This window comes from Enterobacter cloacae complex sp. 370H10, from assembly GCF_050031535.1.
GTDB lineage: Bacteria > Pseudomonadota > Gammaproteobacteria > Enterobacterales > Enterobacteriaceae > Enterobacter > Enterobacter intestinihominis.
Genome location: NZ_JBLGWG010000001.1, coordinates 2,276,416 through 2,300,966 on the forward strand (window position 1 = coordinate 2,276,416; position 24,551 = coordinate 2,300,966).

The window sequence follows — 24,551 nt, forward strand, 5'->3', positions numbered from 1 at the left end:
TCCAGGTGTTTCGTGATTTCACTATAAATAGTTTGATCGCGAATCATAAAAAGCAAGCTGAGTTTTAATGAATTGTTAACGTTGTGATCTCTATTGCTTAGCCTGACCACCCGAAAGCCTTGTGTCATCGGCCTTTCATGAAAAGGCTTGCGAGCGTCGTCACAAAATAAACAAACGCTTCTTGGGGTTGTATTTAACCTTTGTGTAACTTTTAAGAAACCAAATGATTCACCATTTTGCTGTTTGTGGTGATTTAACGAATCACAAAGGTGATTATGTGACGCAAGAACAACGCTTTGAGCAACGCATCGCACAGGAGACGGCGATCGAGCCGCAGGACTGGATGCCGGATGCCTATCGCAAGACGCTGATCCGCCAGATTGGACAGCACGCCCACTCTGAGATTGTCGGCATGCTGCCGGAAGGAAACTGGATCACCCGCGCGCCGACGCTGCGCCGGAAAGCCATTCTGCTGGCGAAGGTTCAGGACGAAGCCGGACACGGCCTGTACCTCTACAGCGCGGCGGAAACGCTGGGCTGCGCCCGGGAGGACATCTATCAAAAGATGCTCGACGGCAAGATGAAATACTCCTCCATCTTCAACTATCCGACCCTGAGCTGGGCCGATATCGGCGTCATTGGCTGGCTGGTGGACGGGGCGGCCATCGTGAACCAGGTGGCGCTGTGCCGTACGTCTTACGGCCCGTACGCCCGGGCGATGGTGAAAATCTGTAAAGAAGAGAGCTTCCACCAGCGTCAGGGTTTTGAGGCCTGTATGGTGCTGGCGCAGGGTAGCGAAGCACAGCGGCAGATGTTGCAGGACGCCATCAACCGTTTCTGGTGGCCCGCGCTGATGATGTTCGGACCCAACGACGACAACTCCCCAAACAGCGCCCGCAGTCTCGCCTGGAAGATCAAACGCTTTGGCAACGATGAGCTTCGCCAGCGCTTCGTGGACAACACGGTGCCTCAGGTGGAGATGCTCGGCATGACCGTGCCGGATCCCGACCTGCTTTTCGATGAAGAGAGCGGCCACTACCGCTTCGGCGAAATCGACTGGCACGAATTTGACGAGGTGATCAACGGGCGCGGGATCTGCAACCACGAACGTCTGGCCGCAAAACGTAAAGCCTGGGACGACGGCGCATGGGTGCGTGAAGCCGCTCTGGCCCACGCGGAAAAACAACGCGCCCGCCAGGCCGCATAAGAGGAATCAACCATGAGCAATGTTTACTGGCCGTTATACGAAGTTTTTGTCCGTTCGAAGCAGGGGCTGTCGCACCGCCATGTGGGCAGCCTTCACGCTGCCGACGACCGCATGGCGCTGGAAAACGCGCGCGATGCCTATACCCGCCGCAGCGAAGGCTGTTCCATCTGGGTGGTGAAGGCGAGTGAAATCGTCGCTTCCCAGCCGGAAGAGAGCGGGGAGTTTTTCGATCCGGCGGAAAGCAAGGTCTACCGCCATCCGACGTTTTACACCATCCCTGATGGCATTGAGCATATGTGAGGTTGGGGATGAACAACGTATCTGCTTATGCCCTGCGTCTGGGCGACAACGGTCTGGTGCTCTCACAGCGTCTGGGCGCCTGGTGCGGCCATGCGCCGGAGCTGGAAATTGACCTGGCGCTCGCCAATATCGGCCTTGATCTGCTCGGGCAGGCGCGCAATTTCCTGACCTACGCCGCTGAACGGGAGGGTAAGGGTGATGAAGACACCCTGGCCTATGGCCGCGATGAGCGTCAGTTCCGCAATCTGCTGCTGGTGGAACAGCCAAACGGCAGCTTCGCCGACACCATTGCCCGTCAGTATCTGATGGATGCGTGGAACGTAGCGCTGTACGAACGGTTGATCCACAGCAGCGACAGTCAGCTTGCCGCCATCGCGGCAAAAGCCATTAAAGAGGCGCGCTATCACCTGCGTTTTAGCCGCGGCTGGCTGGTGCGGCTGGGGGACGGGACAGAAACCTCCTCACAGAAAATGCAGCAGGCGGTGGATAGCCTGTGGCGCTTTACGGCTGAATTGTTCGACGCCGACGACGTCGAGCTGGGGCTGATTGACACCGACGTGGCGGTTGATCCGCGCGCCCTGCGGGAACCGTGGGAGCGCGAAGTGTTTGCCGGGCTGGCGGAAGCTACCCTCCGCGTGCCCGAGGAAGTGGCGTATCGCACGGGCGGCAAGAAGGGGCTACATACTGAACACCTCGGACCGATGCTGGCTGAGATGCAGTATCTTCAGCGCGTTTACCCCGGCCAGCAGTGGTAAAGGGGAACGCTATGCAACGCCTCGTCGACATTGCGCCTGCCCAAATCCCGCAGATTTGGGCGCTGTTAAGCCAGATCCCCGACCCGGAAGTGCCGGTGCTGACCATCACCGACTTAGGCATGGTGCGCAGCGTGAAGGCGCAGGGGGAAGGCTGGATCATCGGCTTCACGCCAACCTATTCGGGCTGTCCGGCAACGGAGCATCTGCTGGGGGCGATCCGCGAAACTCTGACCGGGAACGGCTTTTCCCCGATACATATTGTGCTGCAACTGGAGCCCGCCTGGACCACCGACTGGATGACCGACGATGCCCGAAGGCGCCTGCGGGAATATGGCATCAGCCCGCCTGTCGGCCATAGCTGCCATGCCCACGTTCCCGCGGAGGTGAGCTGCCCGCGCTGTGCGAGCACCGATACCTCGCTCATCAGTGAATTTGGTTCCACGGCCTGCAAAGCGCTCTACCGCTGCAATACCTGCCGTGAGCCCTTCGACTATTTCAAATGTATTTGAGGCTGCCATGACAACGTTTCATTCATTAACAGTGGCAAAAGTGGAACCCGAAACCCGCGACGCGGTGACCATTACCTTCGCGGTGCCGCAGGCGTTACAGGAGGCGTACCGCTTCCGTCCCGGTCAGCATTTGACCCTGAAAGCCAGTCCTGGCGGGGATGAACTGCGCCGCTGCTACTCCATCTGCCGGAGCACCGCGTGCGGTGAGATCAGCGTGGCGGTCAAAGCCATCGAGGGCGGACGTTTTTCCCGCTATGCCCGGGACGAGATCAAACCTGGCATGGCGCTGGAGGTGATGGTTCCCCAGGGGCATTTTGGCTACCAGCCGCAGGCCGAACGCGAAGGCCACTATCTGGCGATTGCCGCCGGGTCCGGGATCACCCCGATGCTGGCGATTATGTCCGCTACGCTGGCCACTGAAGCCCACAGCCACTTCACCCTGATTTACGGCAACCGCAGCAGCCAGAGCATGATGTTCCGCCGGGCGCTGGCGGACCTGAAAGATAAATACCCGCAGCGTTTGCAGCTGATCTCCATCTTCAGCCAGGAGACGCTCGACAGCGATCTGCTCCATGGCCGTATTGACGGGGAAAAGCTCCAGGCGCTGGCAAAAACGCTGGTGAATTTCCGCCAGTACGATGAAGCCTTCATCTGCGGCCCGTCGGCGATGATGGACGAGGCTGAGGCGGCGCTGAAAGCGCTGGGTATGCCGGAAAAAGCGATCCATCTTGAGCGCTTTAACACGCCGGGAACCCCCGTTAAACGGACAGTCAGCGTGCAGGCCGACGGGCAGAAGGTCACCGTCCGTCAGGACGGGCGCGACAGGGAGATCACCCTGGCGGCGGACGACGAGAGCATTCTTGACGCGGCCCTGCGTCAGGGGGCGGATCTGCCTTACGCCTGCAAGGGCGGCGTGTGCGCCACCTGCAAATGCAAAGTGCTTCGCGGGAAGGTGGACATGGCGACCAACTACAGCCTGGAGCCGGACGAGCTGGCCGCAGGCTATGTGCTGAGCTGTCAGGCGCTGCCGATAACCGCTGACGTTATCGTCGATTTTGATGCGAAGGGGATGGCATGAGCGAACTGATTGTCACCCGTCATGGCCGCGTGTTGCAGCTGACGCTTAACCGTCCGGCGGCGCGCAACGCGCTCAACAATGCCCTGCTCACGCAAATTGCGGAGCAGCTTGAAGCCGCCGCCGCGGATGCGGAGATCGCCGTCTGTGTGATTTACGGCAACGAACGCTGCTTTGCCGCCGGGGCCGATCTCAACGAAATGGCGGAGAAAGACCTGCCCGCAACCCTGAACGATATCCGCCCGCAGCTGTGGGCGCGAATAAACGCCTTCACCAAACCGCTGATTGCCGCCGTGAACGGCTACGCGCTGGGGGCAGGCTGTGAGCTGGCGCTGCTCTGCGACGTGGTGATTGCCGGTGATAACGCCCGCTTTGGCCTGCCGGAAATCACCCTCGGGATCATGCCGGGCGCAGGCGGCACACAGCGGCTAATCCGTAGCGTGGGCAAATCGCTGGCCAGCAAAATGGTGCTGACGGGCGAAAGCATCACGGCGGTTCAGGCGCACAGCGCCGGGCTGGTCAGCGACGTCTACCCGGCCTCGCTGACGCTGGAGTACGCCCTGAAGCAGGCGGGGCTGATGGCGCGCCACTCGCCGCTGGCGTTACAGGCGGCGAAGCAGGCGCTTCGCCAGTCGCAGGAAGTGCCGCTTCAGGCCGGGCTGGCGCAGGAGCGTCAGCTGTTTGCGCTGCTCGCGGCCACAGACGATCGCCGGGAAGGTATCAACGCCTTTTTACAAAAACGCACCCCAGACTTTAAAGGACGCTAATTGTGGAATTTATTCTGAGCCATGTTGAGCAGGGCGTAATGACCATTACGCTGAACCGCCCGGAGCGCCTGAACAGCTTTAACGATGTCATGCACCAGCAGCTTTCCGAATGCCTGAAGCAGGCCGAGCGCGATGACGCTATCCGCTGCCTGCTGATCACCGGGGCAGGACGCGGTTTCTGCGCCGGGCAGGATCTCAACGACCGTAACGTGGACCCGAACGGCCCTGCGCCGGATCTGGGCATGTCCGTTGAGACTTTTTACAACCCGCTGGTGCGCCGCCTGGCAAAACTGCCGAAGCCGGTGATTTGCGCGGTTAACGGCGTGGCGGCGGGGGCAGGAGCCACGCTGGCCCTCGGCTGCGACATGGTGATTGCGGGCCGTTCAGCCAGCTTTGTGATGGCCTTCAGCAAGCTCGGGCTGGTACCGGACTGCGGCGGAACCTGGCTGCTGCCGCGCGTGACCGGACGCGCCCGCGCCATGGGGCTGGCATTGCTGGGCGACAAGCTCAGCGCCGAGCAGGCACAGGCCTGGGGAATGATCTGGCAGGTGGTGGACGACGAGCAGCTCTCCGCCACCGCACAGCAGATGGCGCTGCATTTTGCCTCGCAGCCGACCTATGGCCTGGGCTTGATCAAGCAGGCAATCAACGCCGCCGAAACCAACACCCTCGACGCCCAGCTTGATCTGGAGCGCGACTATCAACGTCTGGCCGGACGCAGCGACGACTACCGGGAAGGCGTCAGCGCGTTCCTGGCAAAACGCGCGCCGAACTTTACGGGGAAATAAGATGGTGAATATCCATACGGTCGCCGTCATTGGCAGCGGCACCATGGGCGCCGGGATTGCCGAAGTGGCAGCCAGCCACGGTCATCCGGTTCTGGTGTACGACATTGACGCTGCGGCGATTTCCCGCGCCGTCGACGGCATTCGCCAGCGGCTGTCCTCTCGCGTTGCGCGCGGAAAACTCTCTGCCGACGCCGGGGAACAGATCCTCGCCCGCCTGACGCCGGTGACGAATATCAGTGCTCTGGCGAAAGCCGATCTGGTGATCGAGGCGGCCTCCGAGCGGCTTGAAGTGAAAAAGGCGCTGTTTACCCAGCTGGCAGAGGTTTGCCCGCCGCAGACGCTACTCGCCAGCAATACCTCGTCTATTTCCGTTACCGCGATTGCGGCGGAGATAAACCACCCTGAACGCGTCGCCGGGCTGCACTTCTTCAATCCTGCCCCGGTGATGAAGCTGGTGGAGGTGGTCAGCGGGCTGGCGACCTCACCCGAAGTGGCCGATGCGCTGTGCGAGCTGGCGCTGAGCTGGGGAAAGCAGCCGGTACGCTGCCAGTCCACACCGGGGTTTATCGTCAACCGCGTAGCGCGTCCTTTCTACTCGGAAGCCTGGCGTGCGCTGGAAGAGCAGGTGGCAGCGCCCGAGGTGATCGACGCCGCCCTTCGAGACGGCGGGGGTTTCCCGATGGGGCCGCTTGAGCTGACGGACATGATTGGTCAGGACGTCAACTTTGCCGTGACCTGCTCCGTATTTAACGCCTTCTGGCAGGAGCGTCGTTTTTTGCCGTCGCTGGTGCAGCAGGAGCTGGTGCTGGCGGGGCGTCTGGGTAAGAAAAGCGGGCAGGGCGTTTACCGCTGGCAGGGGGACAAACCCGCCGTCAGCTGGCTCGCCCCGGTCAGCCACAGCTTCAGCCCGATGCGCGCACAGCGAAGAAGTGACGGTGTCACGGAAATTGACGATCTGTTGCTGATCGAAACGCAGGGTGAAACCGCGCAGTCGCTGGCGCTGCGCCACGGCTGTCCGGTGGTGGTGGTCGACCGCATCGAGCGGGATGTGGCCGTTATAGCCGCCGCGCCCGGCAACCCGCACGCCGCCACGCAGAAAGCCATTTACTGGTTGCAGCACCAGGAGAAACGGGTGGTCCAGATTGCGGATTACCCCGGCCTGCTGATCTGGCGCACGGTGGCGATGATTGCCAACGAAGCGCTGGATGCCCTGCAAAAAGGGGTCGCCAGTGAGCAAGACATCGACACCGCCATGCGCTTAGGGGTCAACTATCCCTGCGGCCCCATAGCCTGGGGCGAGCGCCTTGGCTGGCAGCGTCTGTTAACGCTGCTGGAGAACCTGCAACGTCACTACGGCGAGGAACGTTATCGCCCCTGTTCACTGCTGCGCCAGCGTGCGCTTCTGGAGAGTAGTTATGAGTCATAACGCCTGGCATAACGCCCGCGCGATGTACGAACGGGACGCCTGCGCGCAGGCGATGGGGATGGACATTATCGAGATGGGCGAGGGCTACGCGGTGGTGACCATGACCATCACCCCGCAGATGCTTAACGGGCATAAAACCTGCCACGGCGGACAACTATTCTCGCTGGCCGATACCGCCTTTGCCTACGCCTGCAACAGTCAGGGGCTGGCGGCGGTGGCCTCAGGCTGCGCCATCGATTTTCTGCGTCCGGGCTTTGCTGGCGATAAGCTGACCGCTACCGCGCGGGTGAAGCATCAGGGCAAACTGACCGGCGTCTACGACATCGAAATTCAGAATCAACAACAGAAAACCGTCGCTCTTTTTCGCGGGAAATCCCACCGCACCGGCGGCAGTGTGACAGGAGAAGCCTGATGCGTAACGCATTTATTTGTGAGGGTGTGCGTACCCCGGTCGGTCGCTACGGTGGAGGATTATCCAGCGTGCGTGCCGATGACTTAGGGGCCGTTCCGCTGCGTGCGCTGCTGGCGCGTTACCCGCAGCTCGATCTGGAGCGCATAGATGACGTGATCTTCGGCTGCGCAAATCAGGCCGGAGAGGATAACCGCAACGTGGCGCGCATGTCGTCGCTGCTGGCCGGGCTGCCGCAGACCGTTTCCGGTACCACCATTAACCGCCTGTGCGGCTCCGGTCTGGATGCCCTTGGCTTTGCGGCACGCGCCATTAAGGCCGGGGATGGCGATCTGCTGATCGCCGGTGGCGTCGAATCCATGTCCCGTGCGCCGTTCGTGATGGGCAAAGCCACCGCGGCGTTTCAGCGTCAGGCGGAGATCTTCGATACCACCATCGGCTGGCGATTTGTGAATCCGCTCATGCATCAGCAATACGGAACTGACAGCATGCCAGAAACGGCAGAGAATGTAGCGGAATTGTTAAATATAAGCCGTGCCGATCAGGACGCATTTGCCTTGCGCAGCCAGCAGCGCACCGCGCTGGCGCAGCAGAATGGCGTTCTGGCGCAGGAGATAATCCCGGTACAGGTAACGGGGAAAAAAGGCGCGGTAACGGAAGTGAGCGTAGACGAGCATCCGCGCGCCGAAACCACCCTTGAACAGCTTGCCGCGCTGAAAGCCCCGTTTCGCAAGAACGGTGTGGTGACGGCGGGGAACGCCTCTGGCGTCAACGACGGGGCGGCGGCGCTGATTATCGCCAGCGAGCCGATGGCGCTTGCCCAGGGGTTAATCCCGCGCACCCGCATTGTGGCCATGTCGACCGCGGGCGTCGAGCCGCGTCTGATGGGATTAGGCCCGGTTCCCGCCACCCGTAAGGTGCTGGAACGTGCCGGACTCAGTATCACCGATATGGACGTCATTGAGCTTAACGAAGCCTTCGCCGCACAGGCGCTGGGGGTGCTGCGTCAGCTGGGCTTGCCGGATGACGCGGAGCATGTCAACCCGAACGGCGGAGCGATCGCGCTAGGTCATCCGCTGGGAATGAGCGGTGCCAGACTGGCGCTGGCCGCGAGCAATGAATTGCACCGACGCGGCGGGCGCTACGCGCTGTGTACGATGTGCATCGGTGTGGGTCAGGGCATTGCCATGATCCTTGAGCGTGTTTGAGCGAACAATAATGTGAGTACCCTGCGATGATAAATACAACAAAGCTTGATCCGATCGAAACCGCGTCCATTGATGAATTGCAGGCGTTGCAGACCGCGCGCCTGAAGTGGACGCTGAACCACGCCTACAACAACGTTCCGATGTACAAACGCAAGTTTGATGCCGTGGGCGTTCACCCTGACGATTTCAACGAGCTGGCGGACCTGCAAAAATTCCCGTGCACCACCAAGCAGGATCTGCGCGACAACTACCCGTTCGATACCTTTGCGGTGCCGATGGAGCAGGTGGTGCGTATCCACGCCTCGTCGGGCACCACCGGAAAGCCGACCGTGGTGGGATATACCCAGAATGATATCGACAACTGGGCCAATATCGTCGCCCGTTCCCTTCGCGCCGCCGGGGGCAGCGCGAAGGATAAAATTCACGTCGCCTACGGTTACGGGCTCTTCACCGGCGGGCTGGGGGCGCACTACGGTGCAGAGCGTCTGGGGGCGACGGTGATCCCGATGTCCGGCGGCCAGACGGAGAAGCAGGCGCAGCTGATCCGCGATTTCCAGCCGGATATGATCATGGTGACGCCCTCTTACTGCCTGAACCTGATCGAAGAGCTGGAGCGTCAGATGGGCGGTGATGCCAGCGCCTGTTCCCTGCGCGTCGGCGTGTTTGGCGCCGAGCCGTGGACGCAGGCGATGCGCCGCGAAATCGAGAAACGGCTGGGCATTACCGCGCTGGATATCTATGGTCTCTCCGAGGTGATGGGGCCGGGCGTGGCGATGGAGTGTCTTGAAACCGCTGACGGCCCGACCATCTGGGAAGATCACTTCTACCCGGAGATCGTCAACCCGAATGACGGCACGCCGCTGGCCGACGGCGAGCAGGGCGAACTGCTGTTCACCACGCTGACCAAAGAGGCGCTGCCGGTGATCCGCTACCGCACCCGCGACCTGACGCGCCTGCTGCCGGGTACCGCACGCACCATGCGCCGGATGGATCGCATCAGCGGGCGCAGCGACGACATGCTCATCATTCGCGGCGTTAACGTCTTCCCGTCACAGCTGGAAGAGGAGATCGTCAAGTTCGAACATCTTTCGCCGCACTATCAGCTGGAGGTGAACCGCCGCGGGCATCTTGATTCACTTTCGGTGAAGGTCGAGCTGAAACAGAGTAGCTTATCGCTGACGCATGAACAGCGTTGTCAGGTCTGCCATCAGCTGCGTCATCGGATTAAATCGATGGTGGGGATTTCAACCGATGTGATGATCGTTAACTGCGGTAGCATACCGCGATCCGAGGGTAAAGCCTGCCGGGTGTTTGATTTGCGTAAGGTTGCGGCTAACGGATGAGGGATCTACACAAAATAATGTCTGCATCGACGGCCCCCTCTCCCTTGAGGGAGAGGGCTGGGGTGAGGGGGAAACCCCAAATTCCTATGCTATGATTCATCCAGGAAAAAAATAACAACAGAATGAATCACATGAATAAACTTGATGCCTTTATCCAGCACGCAGTCAGCTCTGTTCCCGTCAGCGGAACGTCGCTTATCTCCTCGCTTTATGGCGACGCGCTTTCCCATCGCGGCGGAGAGATCTGGCTCGGCAGTCTGGCGGCCCTGCTGGAAGGGATGGGATTCGGGGAGCGCTTTGTGCGCACCGCGCTGTTTCGCCTCAACAAAGAGGGCTGGCTGGACGTGTCCCGCATTGGCCGCCGCAGCTTTTACCGTCTCAGCGACAAGGGGCTGCGTTTGACCCGACGCGCGGAAAATAAAATCTACCGTGCAGAACTGCCGGCGTGGGATGGTAAATGGCTGCTACTGCTTTCCGAGGGGCTGGATAAAACCACGCTCGCGGACGTGAAAAAACAGCTCATCTGGCAAGGGTTCGGCACGCTGGCGCCGAGCCTGATGGCCTCGCCGTCGCAGAACCTCGCGGACGTGCAGTCGCTGTTGCATGACGCGGGCGTGGCGGAAAACGTCATTTTCTTTGAAGCTCATTCGCCGCTGGCTTTGTCACGCGCGGCGTTACGATCCCGCGTGGAAGAGTGCTGGCAGCTGACCGAACAAAACGCGATGTATGAAACGTTTATCAACTCGTTCCGTCCGCTGCTGCCGCTGCTGAAAGAGGCGTCGCCCGAGGATTTAACCCCGGAACGCTGCTTTCAGATCCAGCTGTTACTCATTCATTTTTATCGTCGCGTGGTGCTGAAAGATCCGCTGTTGCCGGAGGAGTTACTCCCGGCGCACTGGGCGGGACAGAGCGCGCGACAGCTGTGCATTAACATCTACCAGCGCGTGGCAGCGGGAGCCCTGGCGTTTGTCAGTGAGAAGGGGGAAACCTCCGTCGGCGAGCTGCCCGCGCCCGGCACGCTTTATCACCAGCGTTTTGGTGGTCTGAATATCACATAAGGAGAGGGTATGCCTGTTTATCAAATTGATGGTCTGACGCCGGTCGTGCCTGAAGAGAGCTATGTTCACCCGACCGCGGTGCTGATTGGCGACGTGATCCTCGGCAAAGGTGTTTACGTAGGCCCCAACGCCAGCCTGCGCGGTGATTTTGGCCGGATCGTGGTGAAAGACGGCGCGAACATTCAGGATAACTGCGTGATGCACGGTTTTCCGGAGCAGGACACGGTGGTGGAAGAGGACGGGCATATCGGCCACAGTGCGATCCTGCACGGCTGCATTATCCGCCGTAATGCGCTGGTGGGGATGAATGCGGTGGTGATGGACGGAGCGACGATCGGCGAAAACAGCATCGTCGGGGCGGCGGCGTTTGTGAAGGCCAAAGCGGAAATGCCTGCGAATCACTTAATTCTTGGCAGTCCGGCGAAAGCGATTCGTGAGCTAAGCGCGCAGGAAATAGAGTGGAAAAAGCAGGGCACGCGGGAGTATCAGGTGCTGGTGGATCGCTGTAAGCAGACGCTGCATCAGGTAGAGCCGCTGCGGGAAGAAGAGCCCGGCCGCAAACGGCTGGTATTCGATGAGAACTTACGGCCCAAGTCGGCTGGCCGGGATAATTAACCATTTCTTGCCTGCGAAATAATGCAATGGCATAGGGATGCGTTAACGCGCAACAAATACCCTTTGGGGATAGTGTATAATTGAACGTTTCAGACCTGCATTCATAAAGGGATTTTGTTACCCTGACGCAGATCACGCCTCTCATTCAGAGCGGTCAATGCGTTTATGGAAGACACTATATGAGTGAAAACGACACTATCCCAAAGCAGTCCAAAAGCCAGATTAACAAAGCGGTATTTTACACATCTGCTTTGTTAATTTTCCTTCTTGTCGCCTTTGCCGCGATTTTCCCTGACGTTGCCGATAAAAACTTTAAGCTACTGCAACAGCAAATATTCACCAACGCCAGCTGGTTTTACATTCTTGCCGTCGCGCTGATTTTAATGAGCGTGACGTTCCTCGGCTTGTCCCGCTACGGCGATATTAAACTCGGGCCCGACCACTCCCAGCCTGATTTCAGCTACCACTCGTGGTTCGCGATGCTGTTCTCGGCCGGGATGGGGATCGGCCTGATGTTCTTCGGCGTGGCGGAGCCGGTCATGCACTACCTTTCCCCGCCGGTGGGGACACCTGAAACGGTCGCTGCGGCCAAAGAGGCCATGCGGCTGACATTCTTCCACTGGGGGCTGCACGCCTGGGCTATCTACGCCATCGTTGCGTTGATTCTGGCGTTCTTCAGCTACCGCCACGGCCTTCCTTTGACGCTTCGTTCGGCGCTTTATCCGATTATCGGCGACCGTATTTACGGCCCGATAGGTCATGCGGTGGATATCTTCGCGGTAATCGGCACCGTATTTGGCGTGGCGACCTCGTTAGGCTACGGCGTTTTACAGGTCAATGCCGGGCTGAACCACCTTTTTGGCGTACCCATCAACGATACCGTGCAGGTGATCCTGATCGTCCTGATTACCGGGCTGGCGACCATTTCCGTGGTGTCCGGTCTGGACAAAGGCATTCGCATTTTATCAGAGCTCAATCTGGGGCTGGCGGTACTGCTGCTGGTGCTGGTGTTGTGCCTGGGGCCAACCGTACTCCTGCTGAAATCCTTTGTGGAAAATACCGGCGGATACCTGTCCGAGCTGGTGAGCAAGACGTTTAACCTGTACGCTTATGAACCGAAATCCAGCAACTGGCTGGGAGGCTGGACGCTGCTGTACTGGGGCTGGTGGCTGTCCTGGTCACCGTTTGTCGGGATGTTCATTGCCCGCGTGTCCCGCGGCAGAACCATCCGCGAGTTCGTGACTGGCGTACTGTTTGTCCCGGCCGGCTTTACCCTGATGTGGATGACGGTGTTCGGCAATAGCGCTATTTACCTCATCAAGAACAAGGGAGCGTCCGATCTGGCGAATACCGTCCAGCAGGACGTGGCGCTGGCGCTGTTTAATTTCCTTGAGCATTTCCCGTTCTCTTCCGTGCTGTCATTTATCGCCATGGCGATGGTTATTGTCTTCTTTGTAACTTCAGCTGACTCCGGGGCGATGGTGGTGGATACCCTCGCGTCCGGCGGCGAGGCCAATACACCCGTCTGGCAGCGCATCTTCTGGGCCGCGCTGATGGGCGTAGTCGCTATCGCGCTGCTGCTCGCGGGCGGACTGAGTGCGCTGCAAACCGTGACTATCGCCAGCGCGCTACCGTTCTCGATGATCCTGCTGGTCTCAATCTATGGGTTGCTGAAGGCGCTCCGACGCGATTTGACCAAACGCGAGAGCCTGAGTATGGCCACGATCGCGCCGACAGCGGCCCGTAACCCCATTCCGTGGCAGCGCAGACTGCGTAACATCGCCTACTTACCTAAACGTTCCCTGGTGAAACGCGTTATGGAAGAGGTGATCAAACCGGCCATGGTGCTGGTGCAGGATGAACTGAATAAGCAGGGAACGCAGAGCCATATCAGCGACGCGTCGGACGATCGTATTCGCCTTGAGGTGGATTTAGGCAATGAGCTGAATTTCATTTATGAAGTCAGGCTGCGTGGCTATAACTCGCCAACCTTCGCGTTGGCGGCCTTGGAGAATGATGAGAATCAGGCGGAACAGCACCGTTACTATCGGGCTGAAGTTTACCTTAAGGAAGGTGGGCAAAATTACGATGTTATGGGCTGGAACCAGGAGCAGTTAATTAACGATATCCTGGACCAGTATGAAAAACATCTGCACTTCCTGCACCTGGTGCGTTAATCAGCCAGCCCCTGAAGCATTCGCTTCAGGGGCGTAATTTAATACGCCTCCGGCAGCGGACGGTCTATCGACACCAGCTTTCCGCGCTTCATGGTGATATAGCCCCCGGCTTTAAGATCCGCCAGCACGCGAAAGACATGCGTTCGCGACAGGTTAGTGCGCTTGATGATAAACAGCGCCAGACCCTCATTCTCCCCCGTGTGGGTTTCCTGCCGATAAAGATAGCGATAGAGCATGGGTTTAATGGTCTGGTAGCTGGTGACCTGCCTGCGTTCGTTGTGCAGGTCGATGGTGAATATCGACATATAGGTCAGTATGGTGGCCAGCGCCTGCATGCGCTCAGGCCCACCCTGGAAAAAAAACTGGTCGAAGTCGGTCCAGGATATTCTCACCAGTTTCACCCTGGCACTGCTGCGATATTCATACTTCGCCAGTGGACAATACCTTTCCATTAACCCGATCGGCATATACTCAATAGTATTGCCAATATTCAGCCCATCATCAGGCATTAATATCGTCAGCGACCCTTCAGTACAGAAATAAATATAGCCAGGTTCAACGGTGAATTTTTTATTTGCGGCAACGGTTAAGACCTCGCCTTCACAAAGCATTTGCGGAAAAAATTGCCCAATATTGAGTTGCTGATAATAGGTATGGATATCCTGAAAATTCACGCTAAGCCTCTCCCCGCAACGTCTGCTATGGTAGCGAGTATAGCAGCAATAGCCCACGGATTACGAATCGATAAATAACCAGTCCCATATGGGACTATGAAGGGAAGGTATTCTGGTTAGAATGGTCCTCAATGAGTTCGCATTAAAATTATCCGCCACAATTAAATATCGCTGGCGGCGCAATTAATCTATGAGGCCATTTAATGAAATTAACGATAATCGCTAAACATCTGGCGCTGGCCGGTGTGTTGACGTCGCTGTCGCTTTCCGCGTTTGCGGAAGTACAGCCGCAGGATGCCACTCCTACAACCCAGCAGGCTAATAACGCCCTGTATAACAAATTACCGTTTGCCGATAAAACCGACTTTGAAAATGCCCATAAAGGCTTTATCGCCCCGCTGCCGCAAAACATGATCAAAGGCGAGCAGGGGAACGTTATCTGGAACCCGGCGAAATATGATTTCGTCAAAGAGGGTGAAAAAGCCCCGGATACGGTAAACCCGAGTCTGTGGCGTCAGTCACAGTTGATCAACATTGGCGGGCTGTTTAAGGTCACCGACGGCGTGTATCAGATCCGTAATCTCGATCTCTCCAACATGACCATCATTGAGGGCGAGAAGGGCATTACCGTTATCGACCCGCTGTTAAGCGCTGAACCGGCGAAAGAAGCGCTGGATCTCTACTATGCAAACCGCGGCAAGAAACCGGTCGTCGCTGTGGTGATCACCCACAGCCACGTTGACCACTATGGCGGCCTGCGCGGCGTGGTTGACGAAGCTGACGTCAAGTCTGGCAAAGTGAAAATCTACGCGCCGGATGGCTTTATGAAAGAGGCGGTTTCCGAAAACATTATGGCCGGAAACGCGATGAGCCGCCGTGCGAGCTATATGTACGGCAACCTGCTGAAGCCGGATGCAAAAGGCCAGGTGGGTGCAGGCCTTGGCACCACCACCTCTGCGGGTACTGTCACCCTCATCCCGCCGACCGACTACATTACCCATACCGGTCAGGAAGAAGTGATCGACGGTTTGACCTACGACTTTATGATGGCGCCGGGTTCAGAAGCTCCGTCGGAGATGCTGTGGTACGTCAAAGAGAAGAAAATGATCGAGGCCGCAGAGGACGTGACGCATACTCTGCACAACACCTACTCCCTGCGCGGCGCGAAAATCCGCGACCCGCTGGCCTGGTCTAAGTACATTAACGCCGCCATTGAGCGCTGGGGCGCGGACGCGGAAGTGATTATTGCGCAGCACCACTGGCCGACCTGGGGTAACGAGAATATCGTCAAGCTGATGAAAGGCCAGCGCGATATGTACCGCTACATCAACGACCAGACCCTGCGTATGGCCAACAAAGGCCTGACTCGCGATGAGATCGCCGCAGAATTTAAGCTGCCGGAATCGCTCGAGAAACAGTGGGCAAGCCGCGGTTACTACGGCTCCGTTAGCCACGACGTCAAAGCCACTTACGTGTTTTATCTCGGCTGGTTCGACGGCAACCCGGCAACCCTCGACGAGCTGCCGCCTGAACAGGCTGCGAAGAAGTTCGTGCAGTACATGGGCGGCGCTGATGCCATCATGCAGAAAGCCAAAGCGGATTATCAGCAGGGTAATTACCGTTGGGTTGCTCAGGTGGTCAGCAAAGTGGTCTTTGCCGATCCTAACAACCAGGCTGCCCGTAATCTGGAAGCCGACGCGCTTGAGCAGTTAGGTTACCAGGCGGAAGCGGGCACCTGGCGTAACTTCTACCTGACCGGCGCGCAAGAACTGCGTAATGGCGTGAAGAAGCTGCCGACGCCGAACACCGCCAGCCCGGATACCGTGCGGGCGATGACCCCGGAAATGTTCTTCGACTACCTGGGTGTGCACATCAACGGGGTGCGGGCCGGTAATGCGAAGGCGGTCTTCAATGTCGATCTCGGTAAGGATGGCGGCAAATACAAGCTGGAGCTGGAAAACGGCGTGCTGAACCATACCGCCAACGCGCAGGCGAAGGATGCCGACGCAACTATCGCGCTTGATCGCACCACGCTGAACAACATCATCCTTAAGAAAGAGACGCTGAAGCAGGCGATGGATAAAGGTGACGTGAAGGTGAGTGGAAACGGGGCGAAGCTGGAAGAGATGCTGAGCTACATGGACAAATTTGACTTCTGGTTCAATATCGTAACGCCATAAGTTCAGGTTTCATCCACATAATCCTGGCGCCTTAGAAATAAGGCGCCATTTTTTTATTCACGCATCGCCAGCGCGCTGGCACTTGCCGGATCGAACAGCGAAATACTCTCGATCTGATCAAGCATGATCACCTTACGGAAATCCATAGCGCTTTTTGGCTCTGAGTCGAGCGTAACCTCATGCTCGGCGTACCATTTGCTGTAGTTGTGCTCAATACACAGCTGCATGTTCTCCCCGTCGCGGTAGCCGCTCAGCATCGGGATAAGCACGATATTGGCGGTTTTTTCATACTCCAGCGTGGCGGTATGGATCATGCCAATATAAATCCGCCGCGACTTCAGCGTGACGTGCGCAAGTTCACCTTCCTCCATGCACTGATAGAGCAGTTGTTCAATCCCGCTCGATTGCGCCAGCCGCTTGTAGAGCTTTTTCCGGCCTTCGCCGTCCAGCCGCGCGCTACCGGCCCAGTTCGAACGATAGAGACAAAACAGGATCGCAAAGGCCAGCATCACCACGACCGGAGCCTGAATCCCTAAAAAGCTCCAGTTCATAAAATCAATTTGCCAGTCGGCGTATTTTGCGGACGTGAAATGGAACGTGTTGTCGGCGGCGGAGAGGGCGAACAACAGCAGCCAGAGCAGGCCGGTGGCGATCACGCCCTGTAAAACGAAAATGCAGCCATACAGCGCCACAAGGAAATAGACATCCCAGCCGAATGAACGCTTAATTTTGAACCGGGTTGAGAGATCGCGGCTGGTGTACCAGTAGCCGCATACCATCAATACCATGAATATTGCCGTTCCCATTTCAGGCCCTCTTCAGCGCGTTGACATGGCGCAGAAAGTCCTGCCGAACCTCGTTACTTTTGTAGTTAACCGAGGCGTTTCCATCCTGATCGATGATGATGCGGTCGCCATCCTCTACGGCTTCGATAATTTCCTGGTGACTCATAACCTGCAACAAGGATTCCGGGCTGGAAAAGAGCGCCATCAGTAAATTTTTCATCGCGTGACATCCTTATGAATTAAAAGGATAAGTCTGGAAGATAAATGGCACCTTTGCCTTAAGGTTATCCCTAAAAAATAACGGCACGGCGGTGAGAATCTGCTTTTGACTCAAATTGGCACCTCAGGGAAAGTTTTTAAAATACTGAATTAAAAGAGGTATAAAAAATATATCTGCACAAACTTGGACAAATAACGATTATTGTGTAAGTTTTAATTATGCGATTTCGCTACGTTGTTTACAGCCAGGATGTGACCCATGAGCACGTTGCCGTCCGTCATCAGTCGATTCGTTGATTATTACGCCACGCTGGATACCCAGCCACCTTCGGCGCTGGCAAAGATTTATCGCGCCGATGCCACGCTTATCGATCCCTTTGGCGAACACAGCGGGTTGTTCGCGATTCAGCGCTATTTCACTCACCTGCTGGCTAACGTCCAGCGGTGCCGCTTTACCGTCGATGCACCGTTGCAGCAGGGCGATCGCTTTGTTGTTACCTGGATTATGCACTGGTCGCACCCGCGTATTGCCCGGGGGGCAATGCGCCAGCTGCCGGGCTGCTCTGTGGTAGACATGCGCGACGATCGCATAGTTCGCCAGCGGGATTACTACGATGCCGGAGAGATGATTTACGAACATCTTCCGGTGCTCGGCTGGGCCGTACGCGGCGTGAAGCGGAGAGTGAAATCATGAAAACGGTTCTGATCACCGGCGCAAGCTCGGGCATAGGGGCCGGGCTGGCGAAATCGTTTGCCGAAGATGGCTACCGGGTGATTGCCTGCGGGCGCGATGCGCAACGTCTGGCAGCCGTGCATCAGCACAGCCCCAACATTACGGTGCGCCTGTTCGATATGACAGACAGGGACGCCTGTCGCCAGGCGCTGGCGGACTGTGCTGCCGACACGGTGATTCTTTGCGCCGGAACCTGCGAGTATCTCGATCGCGGCGAGGTGGATGCCGCGTTGGTGGCGCGGGTCATGACCACCAATTTCATGGGGCCGGTAAACTGCCTTGCGGCGTTGCAGCCGCAGCTGATATCCGGCAACCGCGTGGTGCTGGTCAGTTCAATGGCGCACTGGCTTCACTTCCCGCGAGCCGAAGCCTATGGCGCCTCTAAAGCGGCGTTAACCTGGTTTGCCGACACGCTGCGCCTCGACTGGGAGCCGAAAGGGATCGCCGTCACGGTCGTTTCACCTGGTTTTGTCGACACGCCGCTGACCCGAAAAAATGATTTCCCGATGCCGGGCCGGGTCAGCGTGGAGGACGCCGTCCATGCCATTCGTCGCGGTCTGGCAAAAGGGAAGGATCATATCGCGTTTCCCGCCGGGTTTAGCCTGGCGCTGCGCCTGCTCTCCGGTCTGCCCGATATACTTCAGCGCGCACTGCTGCGCAGGATGGTGCGACCATGAAGATCGCGATTATCGGCAGCGGTATCGCCGGGTTAACCTGTGCCTGGCGGCTCGCCGGACATCATCAGGTCACGCTGTTTGAAGCGCAGGCCACGCCGGGCGGTCATACCGCAACGGTGGATGTCGACACGCCGCAGGGCAACTTTGCCATCGACACCGGTTTTATTGTCTACAACGACCGCACCTATCCGCGCTTCATGGGGCTGCTGAGCGAACTGGGCATCAGCGGGCAAAAAACGCAGATGAGTTTTTCGGTGCATAACCCGCAGAGCGGGCTGGAGTACAACGGCCACACGCTGACGTCGCTGTTCGCCCAGCGTCGTAATCTGTTAAACCCTGCCTTCTGGACGCTGCTGAAGGAGATCGTGCGCTTTAACCGGCTGGCGAAACAGACGCTCCGGGGTGACGTCAGCGAGTCCGCCACGCTGGAGACGTTCCTGCACCAGCACCGCTTCACGCCTTTTTTTGCCCGTCACTACATTCTGCCAATGGGGGCGGCTATCTGGTCATCCTCGCTACAGGAGATGAAACGCTTCCCGCTGCCGCTCTTTTTACGCTTTTTCGAGAACCACGGTCTGCTGGACATTACCCATCGTCCGCAGTGGTACGTGGTGCCGGGCGGCTCCCGGGAGTACATCCGCGCGATGATGGACAAGCTTGGCGATCGCCTGACGCTGCACCTCAATGCGCCGGTGCAGCAGGTTATTCGCCACGTTCGCGGGGTTGATATAACGCGTGAGGGCGTAACAGATAACTTTGATCAGGTGATCTTCACCTGCCACTCCGCTCATGCGCTGGCGATGCTCGCCAGCCCAACGCAGGCTGAACGTGAGGTGCTGGGTGATATCGGCTGGCAGCGTAACGAGGTGGTGCTTCACAGCGATCCGCGCTGGCTGCCGGTGCGCAAGCGCGCGTGGGCGAGCTGGAACTACCGCCTCAGCGAGCAGGATCGGGCCAGCGCCTGCGTTACCTACAACATGAATATTTTGCAGGGACTGCCGCCGGGTAGCCCGCTGTTTTGCGTCACCCTCAACCCGGAAACGCCGGTGGAAGAACGCTATGTGCTGCGCCGCTTTGTCTATGAGCATCCGCTTTTTAACCCGCAAAGCTGGCAAGCCCAGGCCCGGCGTGGCGAAATAAACGGTCGCCAGCGGAGCTGGTTCTGCGGCGCGTACTGGTACAACGGCTTCCACGAAGATGGGGTACGCAGTGCGCTGGATGTGGTAAACGCCATTGCGGCCGGGGAGGGCAACTGAGATGAACAGCTGCCTTTACCACGGCACATTGCGCCATCGCCGTCTTTCGCCAAAAGCGCACCACTTTACCTACAGCGTCTTTATGGCCTGGCTCGATCTCGATGAGCTGGACGCGCTGCCCTCCGTCGGTGTGCGCCGTAACCGCGTTGCGCCCGCGGCATTTTATGATGCGGACTACCCGCTGGGCACGCCGCTCAAAGAGTGCATCCTTGAGCGTCTGGAAAATCTGACCGGCGAACGCCCGGCGGGGCGGGTCATGCTTCTAACCCAACTGCGTTATTTCGGCTTTCATTTTAACCCGGTCAATTTTTACTACTGCTATGACGGGGAAGACACCCTGCGCTGGGTTCTCGCCGAAGTCCGCAACACGCCGTGGAATGAACGACACTACTACGCGGTAGCGGGGCGGGACGCCCCGCCGACGGAAAAAGCGTTTCACGTCTCGCCCTTTAATCCGATGGACATGGTCTACCACTGGCGCTTCAACAGTCCGGCCAGCACGCTGCGCATGCATATCGAAAACCATCAGGAGACGAAGGTGTTTGATGCCACTCTGACGCTGCGCCGGGAGCCGCTGACGCGCGCAGCGCTGCGGTCGCTGCTGGCGCGGATCCCGTTGATGACCCTCAAAACCGTTCTCGCTATTTACTGGCAGGCGCTCAGGCTGTGGCTGAAGCGCGTGCCGCTGCATAACCATCCCCTAAGCAGGAGTGAACGCTCATGACCGATCCCGTCTTTGCGCTTGAACCCGATATCCCGCGCAACGTCCGCGTCGCGCGATGGCTGCTTTTTCGCCTGCTGAACGGGCTGCGCGGCGGCTCGCTGACGCTGCGTGAAGGCGCGCAGACGTTCCAGTTCGGCGACGCCTCCACCGCGCTTCACGCTGAGGTGCAGGTACTCGCGCCGGGCGTCTACTGGCGCATTCTAACCGGGGGCAGCCTCGCCGCGGCACAAGCGTGGATGGATGGCGACTGGGAGACGGCCCACCTGACGCCGCTGCTGGAGCTGATAGCGCGCAATAGCCACATCCTCGGGCAACTGGAAAAAGGGTTTCGCCTGCTCGGGAAACCGGTAGAGCGGCTACGGCACTGGATGCGGCGCAACTCCCGCGCGCAGGCACGGGAAAATATTGCCGCCCATTACGATTTGGGCAACGCCTTTTACGCCCATTTCCTTGATGAACAACTCCTTTACTCCAGCGCGCTGTTTACCGGGGAAGAGCAGGATCTGGCAGCGGCTCAGCAGGCAAAAATGGCCAGGCTGTGCGACCAACTGGCGCTCACCGCAAACGATCATCTGCTGGAGATTGGTACCGGCTGGGGGGCGATGGCGGAATATGCCGCCCGTCATTATGGCTGCCGGGTAACAACTACCACGCTATCGCAGGAGCAGTACCGGTGGGCCACCGCGCGGATCGCGCGGGCAGGTTTACAGGATCGCGTTGAGGTGCTGCTCTGCGACTACCGCGATCTGACCGGAGTGTACGATAAGCTGGTGTCGGTTGAGATGATTGAAGCCGTCGGCCAACGCTACCTGCCAACGTTTTTCCGCACCTGCCAGGCGCGTCTGCGTCCGGGCGGGCGGATGGCGATTCAGGCCATCACCATTCAGGATCAGCGCTATCGCGACTACAGCAAAAGCGTCGATTTTATTCAGCGCTACATCTTCCCCGGCGGCTTTTTGCCCAGCATCACCGCCATGAATGAACTGATGACCCGCCATACCGATTTTGTCGTGCGTAACCTCTTCGATATGGGGCCGGACTACGCCCGCACGCTGGCGCACTGGCGTCAGCGCTTCGTTCACGCCTGGCAGGAGATTGAAAAGCTCGGATTTGATGACCGTTTCCGTAGGATGTGGCTGTACTACCTCGGCTACTGTGAAGCCGGGTTTAACGCCCGCACCATCAGCGTGGTGCAGCTGACTGCGGAACGCGTATGAAGCGCTACGGGCAGGTCTTTCTGCTGGCCATCGGGTTTGATCTCTACTGGACGCTGGTGGTGCTGTTTCGCGAGCAGGGGCTGGTCATCTGGATCGCGCTGGCGCTGATTGCCTGGCTGTTGTTACCGCCATCACACCGGGTATACGCCCTTGTGCTGGCGGCGTCGGGCGCGATGCTGGACGCCCTCTGGGCGCTGACGGGGTTGATTTCATTCACTGGCACGTCTCTGATGCCGTTATGGATGGTGGCGCTGTGGCTGATGTTTGCCACCGTCTGGACGCAACTGACCCGCACGACCACCTTGCCGGGCTGGCTGCTGACGGCTCTGGCGACCCTGGGCGGGCCGCTGGCCTACCTGTTTGGCGAGCGTCTGGGGGCCATCACGTTCCTGGAGCCGACTTTTATCGTCGTCAGCTGGATGATCCCGGGCTGGCTGGTGCTGATGCTGTTTTTCCACCTGCTGATGGGGAGACAACAATGAGACATCTGTTACTTGCGCTCGCGCTAACCGTTATGGCCTGTAACGCGCAGGCGACTGACTGGCTGAGCTGGCGCAAGGTAGGCGATGCCACCCTCACCTGGGGGCCGTTTACCGTTTATACCTCTCAGCTGCTGACGCCCGACGGCAGCTATACAGGAACAGACAGCGATAACGCGCTGATTATCACCTATGCCCGGGATATCGATGGCGACGACCTGGTCGAGGCGACCCGCGACCAGTGGCAGGCGCAGGGCATTTTGCAGCAGGCGCCGCAGAGTGAAGCCTGGCTACGGATGCTAAAAGCGCTCTGGCCCGACGTCACGCCCGGCACGCAGCTCGCGTTTGTGGTTAATAACGGTCAGGGGCAATTCTGGTATCGCCCCACGGCGTCGCAGAAAAAATTTACGCCCCTCGGGCCGCGCCAGTCGGCAGCGTTTAGCTCGCGCTTTCTGGCGATCTGGCTCGATCCCCGCACCGAGTATCCTGAACTGCGTCAGCAGTTAATCGGAGGACCACAATGAAACGATTCCTGTTAATGGCGCTTACACTGACAATGCTGGTGGCCGGGTGCAGCACAGAAGTGACCGAGTATCGTCAGCAGCAGCCAAGGCTTGATATTTTCCACTACTTCCAGGGCAAAACCGAGGCGTGGGGGATGGTGCAGGACCGCAGCGGTAAGCAGATCCGCCGTTTTCACGTCGAGATCGCCGGAGATGTTATCGGCGATACGCTGACGCTGAACGAGCATTTTGTCTATGACGACGGCGAGAAGCAAAAGCGCGTCTGGCATATCCGCCGCATTGGCCACGATCGTTACGAAGGCACGGCGGGTGACATAGAAGGTGTCGCGACAGGTCAGGTTTCGGGCAACGCCCTTAACTGGCGCTACAGCATGAACGTGAAGGCGGACGGCAAAACCTGGCTGCTGCACTTTGATGACTGGATGTATTTGCAGGACAGCACCCGTCTGTTCAATAAAACCGAGATGAAGAAATTTGGCGTCACCGTCGCCACGGTGACGCTGTTCTTTACCCGCAAAGAGGGCGGTTAATCCTCTTCGGGCTGAGGTTTACTGCTTGAGTAGATGAAGAAGAGCGCGATACTCAGGCAGACCACGGCCCCGAAACGGCTCGCTGAAAACGGAATGGCTTCATTGTTCAGCCAGCCAAAGTTATCAATCAGCATGCTCATGGCCAGCTGACCCAGGATCACCGCTACCGTGGCAACGGCGGTGCCGATACGCTGCACCGCGAGCACCATAATCACTATATAGGGCACGCCGCACAGGGCGCCCAGAAGCTGCCACTTGGGCACATCCATCAGGCTGACCGCCTGTTTCGGCTCAAAAAAGAAAATGAGCAGGGCGGTTACCAGCGCGCCGACGGAAAAGGTCAGAAACGCGCTTTTGAATACCCCCACGCTGCTGCCTAATTGCCCGTTAACGGCAGCCTGAATGCTCAGCGTCGCGCCGCCAATCACCGCCAGAATAATCATAATCACTGTCATAACGTTACCCCTGCGCCACGAGAATGAGCGCGGCGATGATAAATCCCAGCGCAATAATGCGTTTTGTATCAATCCTGCGGTGCGGCGTACCCAGCAGGCCATAGTGGTCAATAATCAGGCTTTTAAAGACCTGGCCTGCCAGAATGCCGATCATCGTCATAGCAATACCGATCGCTGGCGTGGCAATGGTGAGAATGATGACGTAGACCGGGCCGAGCACGCCGCCCAGCAGGTGCCATGACGGCTGCGCAAAAAATGAGGGACTGTTGCGGGGGCTGAAAAACAGCATCAGCAGAAACGTCAGCCCGGTTCCCACGCTAAATATGCTGAACGCCGCCCACAGGTCGCCCACCTCCGCGCCCAGCGGCCCCAGCAGCCCGGCTTCCACGGACAGCCCCATGCCGCCGGCAATCACCAGTAAAATTAAAATAATGTGCATAACGCTTTTTCTCCTTTTTCCA

28 protein-coding genes are annotated in these 24,551 nt (G+C 58.4%); 23 read left to right on the forward strand and 5 right to left on the reverse strand.

Annotated features, from left to right (window positions below):
- The first annotated feature begins 277 nt into the window (after positions 1 to 277).
- The 14 genes from paaA to ACQG2Q_RS11425 all read left to right on the forward strand — a co-directional run bounded on the left by paaA (position 278) and on the right by ACQG2Q_RS11425 (position 13,637).
- The gene (gene paaA, locus ACQG2Q_RS11360) at positions 278 to 1,207 is read left to right on the forward strand and encodes a 1,2-phenylacetyl-CoA epoxidase subunit PaaA (RefSeq protein ID WP_063849365.1); all 930 of its coding nucleotides are present in this window, start codon (positions 278 to 280) and stop codon (positions 1,205 to 1,207) included.
- A gap of 12 nt (positions 1,208 to 1,219) precedes the next feature.
- The gene (paaB, locus tag ACQG2Q_RS11365) at positions 1,220 to 1,507 is read left to right on the forward strand and encodes a 1,2-phenylacetyl-CoA epoxidase subunit PaaB (protein WP_003857353.1); all 288 of its coding nucleotides are present in this window, start codon (positions 1,220 to 1,222) and stop codon (positions 1,505 to 1,507) included.
- An 8-nt stretch (positions 1,508 to 1,515) separates the two neighbouring features.
- On the forward strand, positions 1,516 to 2,262 hold the full coding sequence (paaC, locus tag ACQG2Q_RS11370) for a 1,2-phenylacetyl-CoA epoxidase subunit PaaC (protein ID WP_063163095.1): 747 nt from the start codon (positions 1,516 to 1,518) through the stop codon (positions 2,260 to 2,262).
- 11 nt (positions 2,263 to 2,273) lie between these two features.
- Complete coding sequence (gene paaD, locus ACQG2Q_RS11375) at positions 2,274 to 2,771, forward strand: 1,2-phenylacetyl-CoA epoxidase subunit PaaD (protein WP_045621698.1); 498 nt, start codon at positions 2,274 to 2,276, stop codon at positions 2,769 to 2,771.
- Positions 2,772 to 2,778: 7 nt separating this feature from the next.
- The gene (paaE, locus tag ACQG2Q_RS11380) at positions 2,779 to 3,849 is read left to right on the forward strand and encodes a 1,2-phenylacetyl-CoA epoxidase subunit PaaE (protein ID WP_063849242.1); all 1,071 of its coding nucleotides are present in this window, start codon (positions 2,779 to 2,781) and stop codon (positions 3,847 to 3,849) included.
- Positions 3,846 to 4,613, forward strand: coding sequence for a 2,3-dehydroadipyl-CoA hydratase PaaF (paaF, locus tag ACQG2Q_RS11385; protein WP_022648023.1), 768 nt, complete (start codon positions 3,846 to 3,848; stop codon positions 4,611 to 4,613). The genes paaE and paaF overlap by 4 nt, the downstream gene beginning before the upstream one ends.
- Positions 4,613 to 5,401, forward strand: coding sequence for a 2-(1,2-epoxy-1,2-dihydrophenyl)acetyl-CoA isomerase PaaG (paaG, locus tag ACQG2Q_RS11390; protein ID WP_096216773.1), 789 nt, complete (start codon positions 4,613 to 4,615; stop codon positions 5,399 to 5,401). Before paaF ends, paaG begins: the two co-directional genes overlap by 1 nt.
- Position 5,402: 1 nt before the next feature.
- Positions 5,403 to 6,827 carry a 3-hydroxyacyl-CoA dehydrogenase PaaH gene (gene paaH / locus ACQG2Q_RS11395; protein WP_038416007.1) on the forward strand — a complete coding sequence of 475 codons (1,425 nt, stop codon included), beginning with the start codon at positions 5,403 to 5,405 and terminating at the stop codon, positions 6,825 to 6,827.
- Positions 6,817 to 7,239, forward strand: a complete 423-nt coding sequence (paaI, locus tag ACQG2Q_RS11400; protein WP_023300032.1) for a hydroxyphenylacetyl-CoA thioesterase PaaI — start codon at positions 6,817 to 6,819, stop codon at positions 7,237 to 7,239. Before paaH ends, paaI begins: the two co-directional genes overlap by 11 nt.
- Positions 7,239 to 8,444, forward strand: a complete 1,206-nt coding sequence (pcaF, locus tag ACQG2Q_RS11405) for a 3-oxoadipyl-CoA thiolase (protein ID WP_063849241.1) — start codon at positions 7,239 to 7,241, stop codon at positions 8,442 to 8,444. Before paaI ends, pcaF begins: the two co-directional genes overlap by 1 nt.
- 26 nt (positions 8,445 to 8,470) lie before the next feature.
- Positions 8,471 to 9,787, forward strand: a complete 1,317-nt coding sequence (gene paaK / locus ACQG2Q_RS11410; RefSeq protein ID WP_426759163.1) for a phenylacetate--CoA ligase PaaK — start codon at positions 8,471 to 8,473, stop codon at positions 9,785 to 9,787.
- 122 nt (positions 9,788 to 9,909) lie between these two features.
- Positions 9,910 to 10,845, forward strand: coding sequence for a phenylacetic acid degradation operon negative regulatory protein PaaX (paaX, locus tag ACQG2Q_RS11415; RefSeq protein WP_032622213.1), 936 nt, complete (start codon positions 9,910 to 9,912; stop codon positions 10,843 to 10,845).
- Positions 10,846 to 10,854: 9 nt separating this feature from the next.
- Positions 10,855 to 11,460: a phenylacetic acid degradation protein PaaY gene (paaY, locus tag ACQG2Q_RS11420; RefSeq protein WP_023300036.1), complete on the forward strand. Its 606-nt coding sequence runs from the start codon at positions 10,855 to 10,857 to the stop codon at positions 11,458 to 11,460.
- A 179-nt stretch (positions 11,461 to 11,639) separates the two neighbouring features.
- A complete protein-coding gene (locus tag ACQG2Q_RS11425) occupies positions 11,640 to 13,637 on the forward strand; it encodes a BCCT family transporter (RefSeq protein WP_063849239.1) in 1,998 nt (665 codons plus the stop codon).
- Between the two features lie 38 nt (positions 13,638 to 13,675).
- Here the strand turns inward: ACQG2Q_RS11425 and ACQG2Q_RS11430 are convergent, their stop codons facing one another.
- Complete coding sequence (locus ACQG2Q_RS11430) at positions 13,676 to 14,311, reverse strand: helix-turn-helix domain-containing protein (protein ID WP_063849238.1); 636 nt, start codon at positions 14,309 to 14,311, stop codon at positions 13,676 to 13,678.
- Positions 14,312 to 14,514: 203 nt separating this feature from the next.
- On the opposite strand from ACQG2Q_RS11430, the gene ACQG2Q_RS11435 reads away from it, so the two are divergent.
- Positions 14,515 to 16,491: an alkyl/aryl-sulfatase gene (locus ACQG2Q_RS11435; protein ID WP_022648033.1), complete on the forward strand. Its 1,977-nt coding sequence runs from the start codon at positions 14,515 to 14,517 to the stop codon at positions 16,489 to 16,491.
- Positions 16,492 to 16,544: 53 nt separating this feature from the next.
- On the opposite strand, the gene ACQG2Q_RS11440 is transcribed toward ACQG2Q_RS11435, so the two are convergent.
- A complete protein-coding gene (locus tag ACQG2Q_RS11440; protein WP_022648034.1) occupies positions 16,545 to 17,297 on the reverse strand; it encodes a hypothetical protein in 753 nt (250 codons plus the stop codon).
- A gap of 1 nt (position 17,298) precedes the next feature.
- On the reverse strand, positions 17,299 to 17,496 hold the full coding sequence (locus ACQG2Q_RS11445; RefSeq protein ID WP_022648035.1) for a hypothetical protein: 198 nt from the start codon (positions 17,494 to 17,496) through the stop codon (positions 17,299 to 17,301).
- Between the two features lie 258 nt (positions 17,497 to 17,754).
- Here ACQG2Q_RS11445 and ACQG2Q_RS11450 point away from each other — a divergent pair, with 258 nt between their 5' ends.
- The 8 genes from ACQG2Q_RS11450 to ACQG2Q_RS11485 are packed head-to-tail and all read left to right on the forward strand — an operon-like array spanning position 17,755 to position 23,635.
- A complete protein-coding gene (locus tag ACQG2Q_RS11450) occupies positions 17,755 to 18,189 on the forward strand; it encodes a nuclear transport factor 2 family protein (RefSeq protein WP_063849236.1) in 435 nt (144 codons plus the stop codon).
- The gene (locus ACQG2Q_RS11455; protein WP_063849235.1) at positions 18,186 to 18,905 is read left to right on the forward strand and encodes an SDR family NAD(P)-dependent oxidoreductase; all 720 of its coding nucleotides are present in this window, start codon (positions 18,186 to 18,188) and stop codon (positions 18,903 to 18,905) included. The genes ACQG2Q_RS11450 and ACQG2Q_RS11455 overlap by 4 nt, the downstream gene beginning before the upstream one ends.
- Entirely contained in the window at positions 18,902 to 20,161 is a 1,260-nt protein-coding gene (locus ACQG2Q_RS11460) for an NAD(P)/FAD-dependent oxidoreductase (protein WP_063849234.1), read from the forward strand. Before ACQG2Q_RS11455 ends, ACQG2Q_RS11460 begins: the two co-directional genes overlap by 4 nt.
- A 1-nt stretch (position 20,162) precedes the next feature.
- Positions 20,163 to 20,885: a DUF1365 domain-containing protein gene (locus ACQG2Q_RS11465; RefSeq protein WP_063849233.1), complete on the forward strand. Its 723-nt coding sequence runs from the start codon at positions 20,163 to 20,165 to the stop codon at positions 20,883 to 20,885.
- The gene (locus ACQG2Q_RS11470; protein ID WP_063849232.1) at positions 20,882 to 22,102 is read left to right on the forward strand and encodes an SAM-dependent methyltransferase; all 1,221 of its coding nucleotides are present in this window, start codon (positions 20,882 to 20,884) and stop codon (positions 22,100 to 22,102) included. Before ACQG2Q_RS11465 ends, ACQG2Q_RS11470 begins: the two co-directional genes overlap by 4 nt.
- The gene (locus ACQG2Q_RS11475) at positions 22,099 to 22,584 is read left to right on the forward strand and encodes a DUF2878 domain-containing protein (protein WP_023300043.1); all 486 of its coding nucleotides are present in this window, start codon (positions 22,099 to 22,101) and stop codon (positions 22,582 to 22,584) included. The genes ACQG2Q_RS11470 and ACQG2Q_RS11475 overlap by 4 nt, the downstream gene beginning before the upstream one ends.
- Positions 22,581 to 23,105 carry a hypothetical protein gene (locus ACQG2Q_RS11480; RefSeq protein WP_063149986.1) on the forward strand — a complete coding sequence of 175 codons (525 nt, stop codon included), beginning with the start codon at positions 22,581 to 22,583 and terminating at the stop codon, positions 23,103 to 23,105. Before ACQG2Q_RS11475 ends, ACQG2Q_RS11480 begins: the two co-directional genes overlap by 4 nt.
- The gene (locus ACQG2Q_RS11485) at positions 23,102 to 23,635 is read left to right on the forward strand and encodes a DUF3833 domain-containing protein (RefSeq protein WP_023300045.1); all 534 of its coding nucleotides are present in this window, start codon (positions 23,102 to 23,104) and stop codon (positions 23,633 to 23,635) included. Before ACQG2Q_RS11480 ends, ACQG2Q_RS11485 begins: the two co-directional genes overlap by 4 nt.
- Here ACQG2Q_RS11485 and ACQG2Q_RS11490 read toward each other — a convergent pair.
- Both ACQG2Q_RS11490 and ACQG2Q_RS11495 read right to left on the reverse strand, forming a co-directional pair.
- Positions 23,632 to 24,090, reverse strand: coding sequence for a DMT family transporter (locus tag ACQG2Q_RS11490; protein ID WP_063849231.1), 459 nt, complete (start codon positions 24,088 to 24,090; stop codon positions 23,632 to 23,634). The genes ACQG2Q_RS11485 and ACQG2Q_RS11490 overlap by 4 nt on opposite strands.
- A gap of 4 nt (positions 24,091 to 24,094) precedes the next feature.
- Entirely contained in the window at positions 24,095 to 24,529 is a 435-nt protein-coding gene (locus ACQG2Q_RS11495; RefSeq protein ID WP_003857304.1) for a DMT family transporter, read from the reverse strand.
- Positions 24,530 to 24,551 lie beyond the last annotated feature (22 nt).

What these genes read in the sequence shown, in the direction of transcription:
- ACQG2Q_RS11435 (WP_022648033.1), top strand. Translation starts at nt 14,515, where the DNA reads ATGAAATTAACGATAATCGCTAAACATCTGGCGCTGGCCGGTGTGTTG.
- ACQG2Q_RS11440 (WP_022648034.1), bottom strand. Translation starts at nt 17,297, where the DNA reads ATGGGAACGGCAATATTCATGGTATTGATGGTATGCGGCTACTGGTAC.
- paaX (WP_032622213.1), top strand. Translation starts at nt 9,910, where the DNA reads ATGAATCACATGAATAAACTTGATGCCTTTATCCAGCACGCAGTCAGC.
- ACQG2Q_RS11480 (WP_063149986.1), top strand. Translation starts at nt 22,581, where the DNA reads ATGAGACATCTGTTACTTGCGCTCGCGCTAACCGTTATGGCCTGTAAC.
- ACQG2Q_RS11460 (WP_063849234.1), top strand. Translation starts at nt 18,902, where the DNA reads ATGAAGATCGCGATTATCGGCAGCGGTATCGCCGGGTTAACCTGTGCC.
- pcaF (WP_063849241.1), top strand. Translation starts at nt 7,239, where the DNA reads ATGCGTAACGCATTTATTTGTGAGGGTGTGCGTACCCCGGTCGGTCGC.
- ACQG2Q_RS11495 (WP_003857304.1), bottom strand. Translation starts at nt 24,529, where the DNA reads ATGCACATTATTTTAATTTTACTGGTGATTGCCGGCGGCATGGGGCTG.
- ACQG2Q_RS11475 (WP_023300043.1), top strand. Translation starts at nt 22,099, where the DNA reads ATGAAGCGCTACGGGCAGGTCTTTCTGCTGGCCATCGGGTTTGATCTC.
- paaE (WP_063849242.1), top strand. Translation starts at nt 2,779, where the DNA reads ATGACAACGTTTCATTCATTAACAGTGGCAAAAGTGGAACCCGAAACC.
- paaY (WP_023300036.1), top strand. Translation starts at nt 10,855, where the DNA reads ATGCCTGTTTATCAAATTGATGGTCTGACGCCGGTCGTGCCTGAAGAG.
- ACQG2Q_RS11445 (WP_022648035.1), bottom strand. Translation starts at nt 17,496, where the DNA reads ATGAAAAATTTACTGATGGCGCTCTTTTCCAGCCCGGAATCCTTGTTG.
- paaF (WP_022648023.1), top strand. Translation starts at nt 3,846, where the DNA reads ATGAGCGAACTGATTGTCACCCGTCATGGCCGCGTGTTGCAGCTGACG.
- paaD (WP_045621698.1), top strand. Translation starts at nt 2,274, where the DNA reads ATGCAACGCCTCGTCGACATTGCGCCTGCCCAAATCCCGCAGATTTGG.
- ACQG2Q_RS11425 (WP_063849239.1), top strand. Translation starts at nt 11,640, where the DNA reads ATGAGTGAAAACGACACTATCCCAAAGCAGTCCAAAAGCCAGATTAAC.
- ACQG2Q_RS11465 (WP_063849233.1), top strand. Translation starts at nt 20,163, where the DNA reads ATGAACAGCTGCCTTTACCACGGCACATTGCGCCATCGCCGTCTTTCG.
- paaH (WP_038416007.1), top strand. Translation starts at nt 5,403, where the DNA reads ATGGTGAATATCCATACGGTCGCCGTCATTGGCAGCGGCACCATGGGC.
- ACQG2Q_RS11470 (WP_063849232.1), top strand. Translation starts at nt 20,882, where the DNA reads ATGACCGATCCCGTCTTTGCGCTTGAACCCGATATCCCGCGCAACGTC.
- ACQG2Q_RS11485 (WP_023300045.1), top strand. Translation starts at nt 23,102, where the DNA reads ATGAAACGATTCCTGTTAATGGCGCTTACACTGACAATGCTGGTGGCC.
- ACQG2Q_RS11450 (WP_063849236.1), top strand. Translation starts at nt 17,755, where the DNA reads ATGAGCACGTTGCCGTCCGTCATCAGTCGATTCGTTGATTATTACGCC.
- paaB (WP_003857353.1), top strand. Translation starts at nt 1,220, where the DNA reads ATGAGCAATGTTTACTGGCCGTTATACGAAGTTTTTGTCCGTTCGAAG.
- ACQG2Q_RS11455 (WP_063849235.1), top strand. Translation starts at nt 18,186, where the DNA reads ATGAAAACGGTTCTGATCACCGGCGCAAGCTCGGGCATAGGGGCCGGG.
- paaK (WP_426759163.1), top strand. Translation starts at nt 8,471, where the DNA reads ATGATAAATACAACAAAGCTTGATCCGATCGAAACCGCGTCCATTGAT.
- paaC (WP_063163095.1), top strand. Translation starts at nt 1,516, where the DNA reads ATGAACAACGTATCTGCTTATGCCCTGCGTCTGGGCGACAACGGTCTG.
- ACQG2Q_RS11490 (WP_063849231.1), bottom strand. Translation starts at nt 24,090, where the DNA reads ATGACAGTGATTATGATTATTCTGGCGGTGATTGGCGGCGCGACGCTG.
- paaI (WP_023300032.1), top strand. Translation starts at nt 6,817, where the DNA reads ATGAGTCATAACGCCTGGCATAACGCCCGCGCGATGTACGAACGGGAC.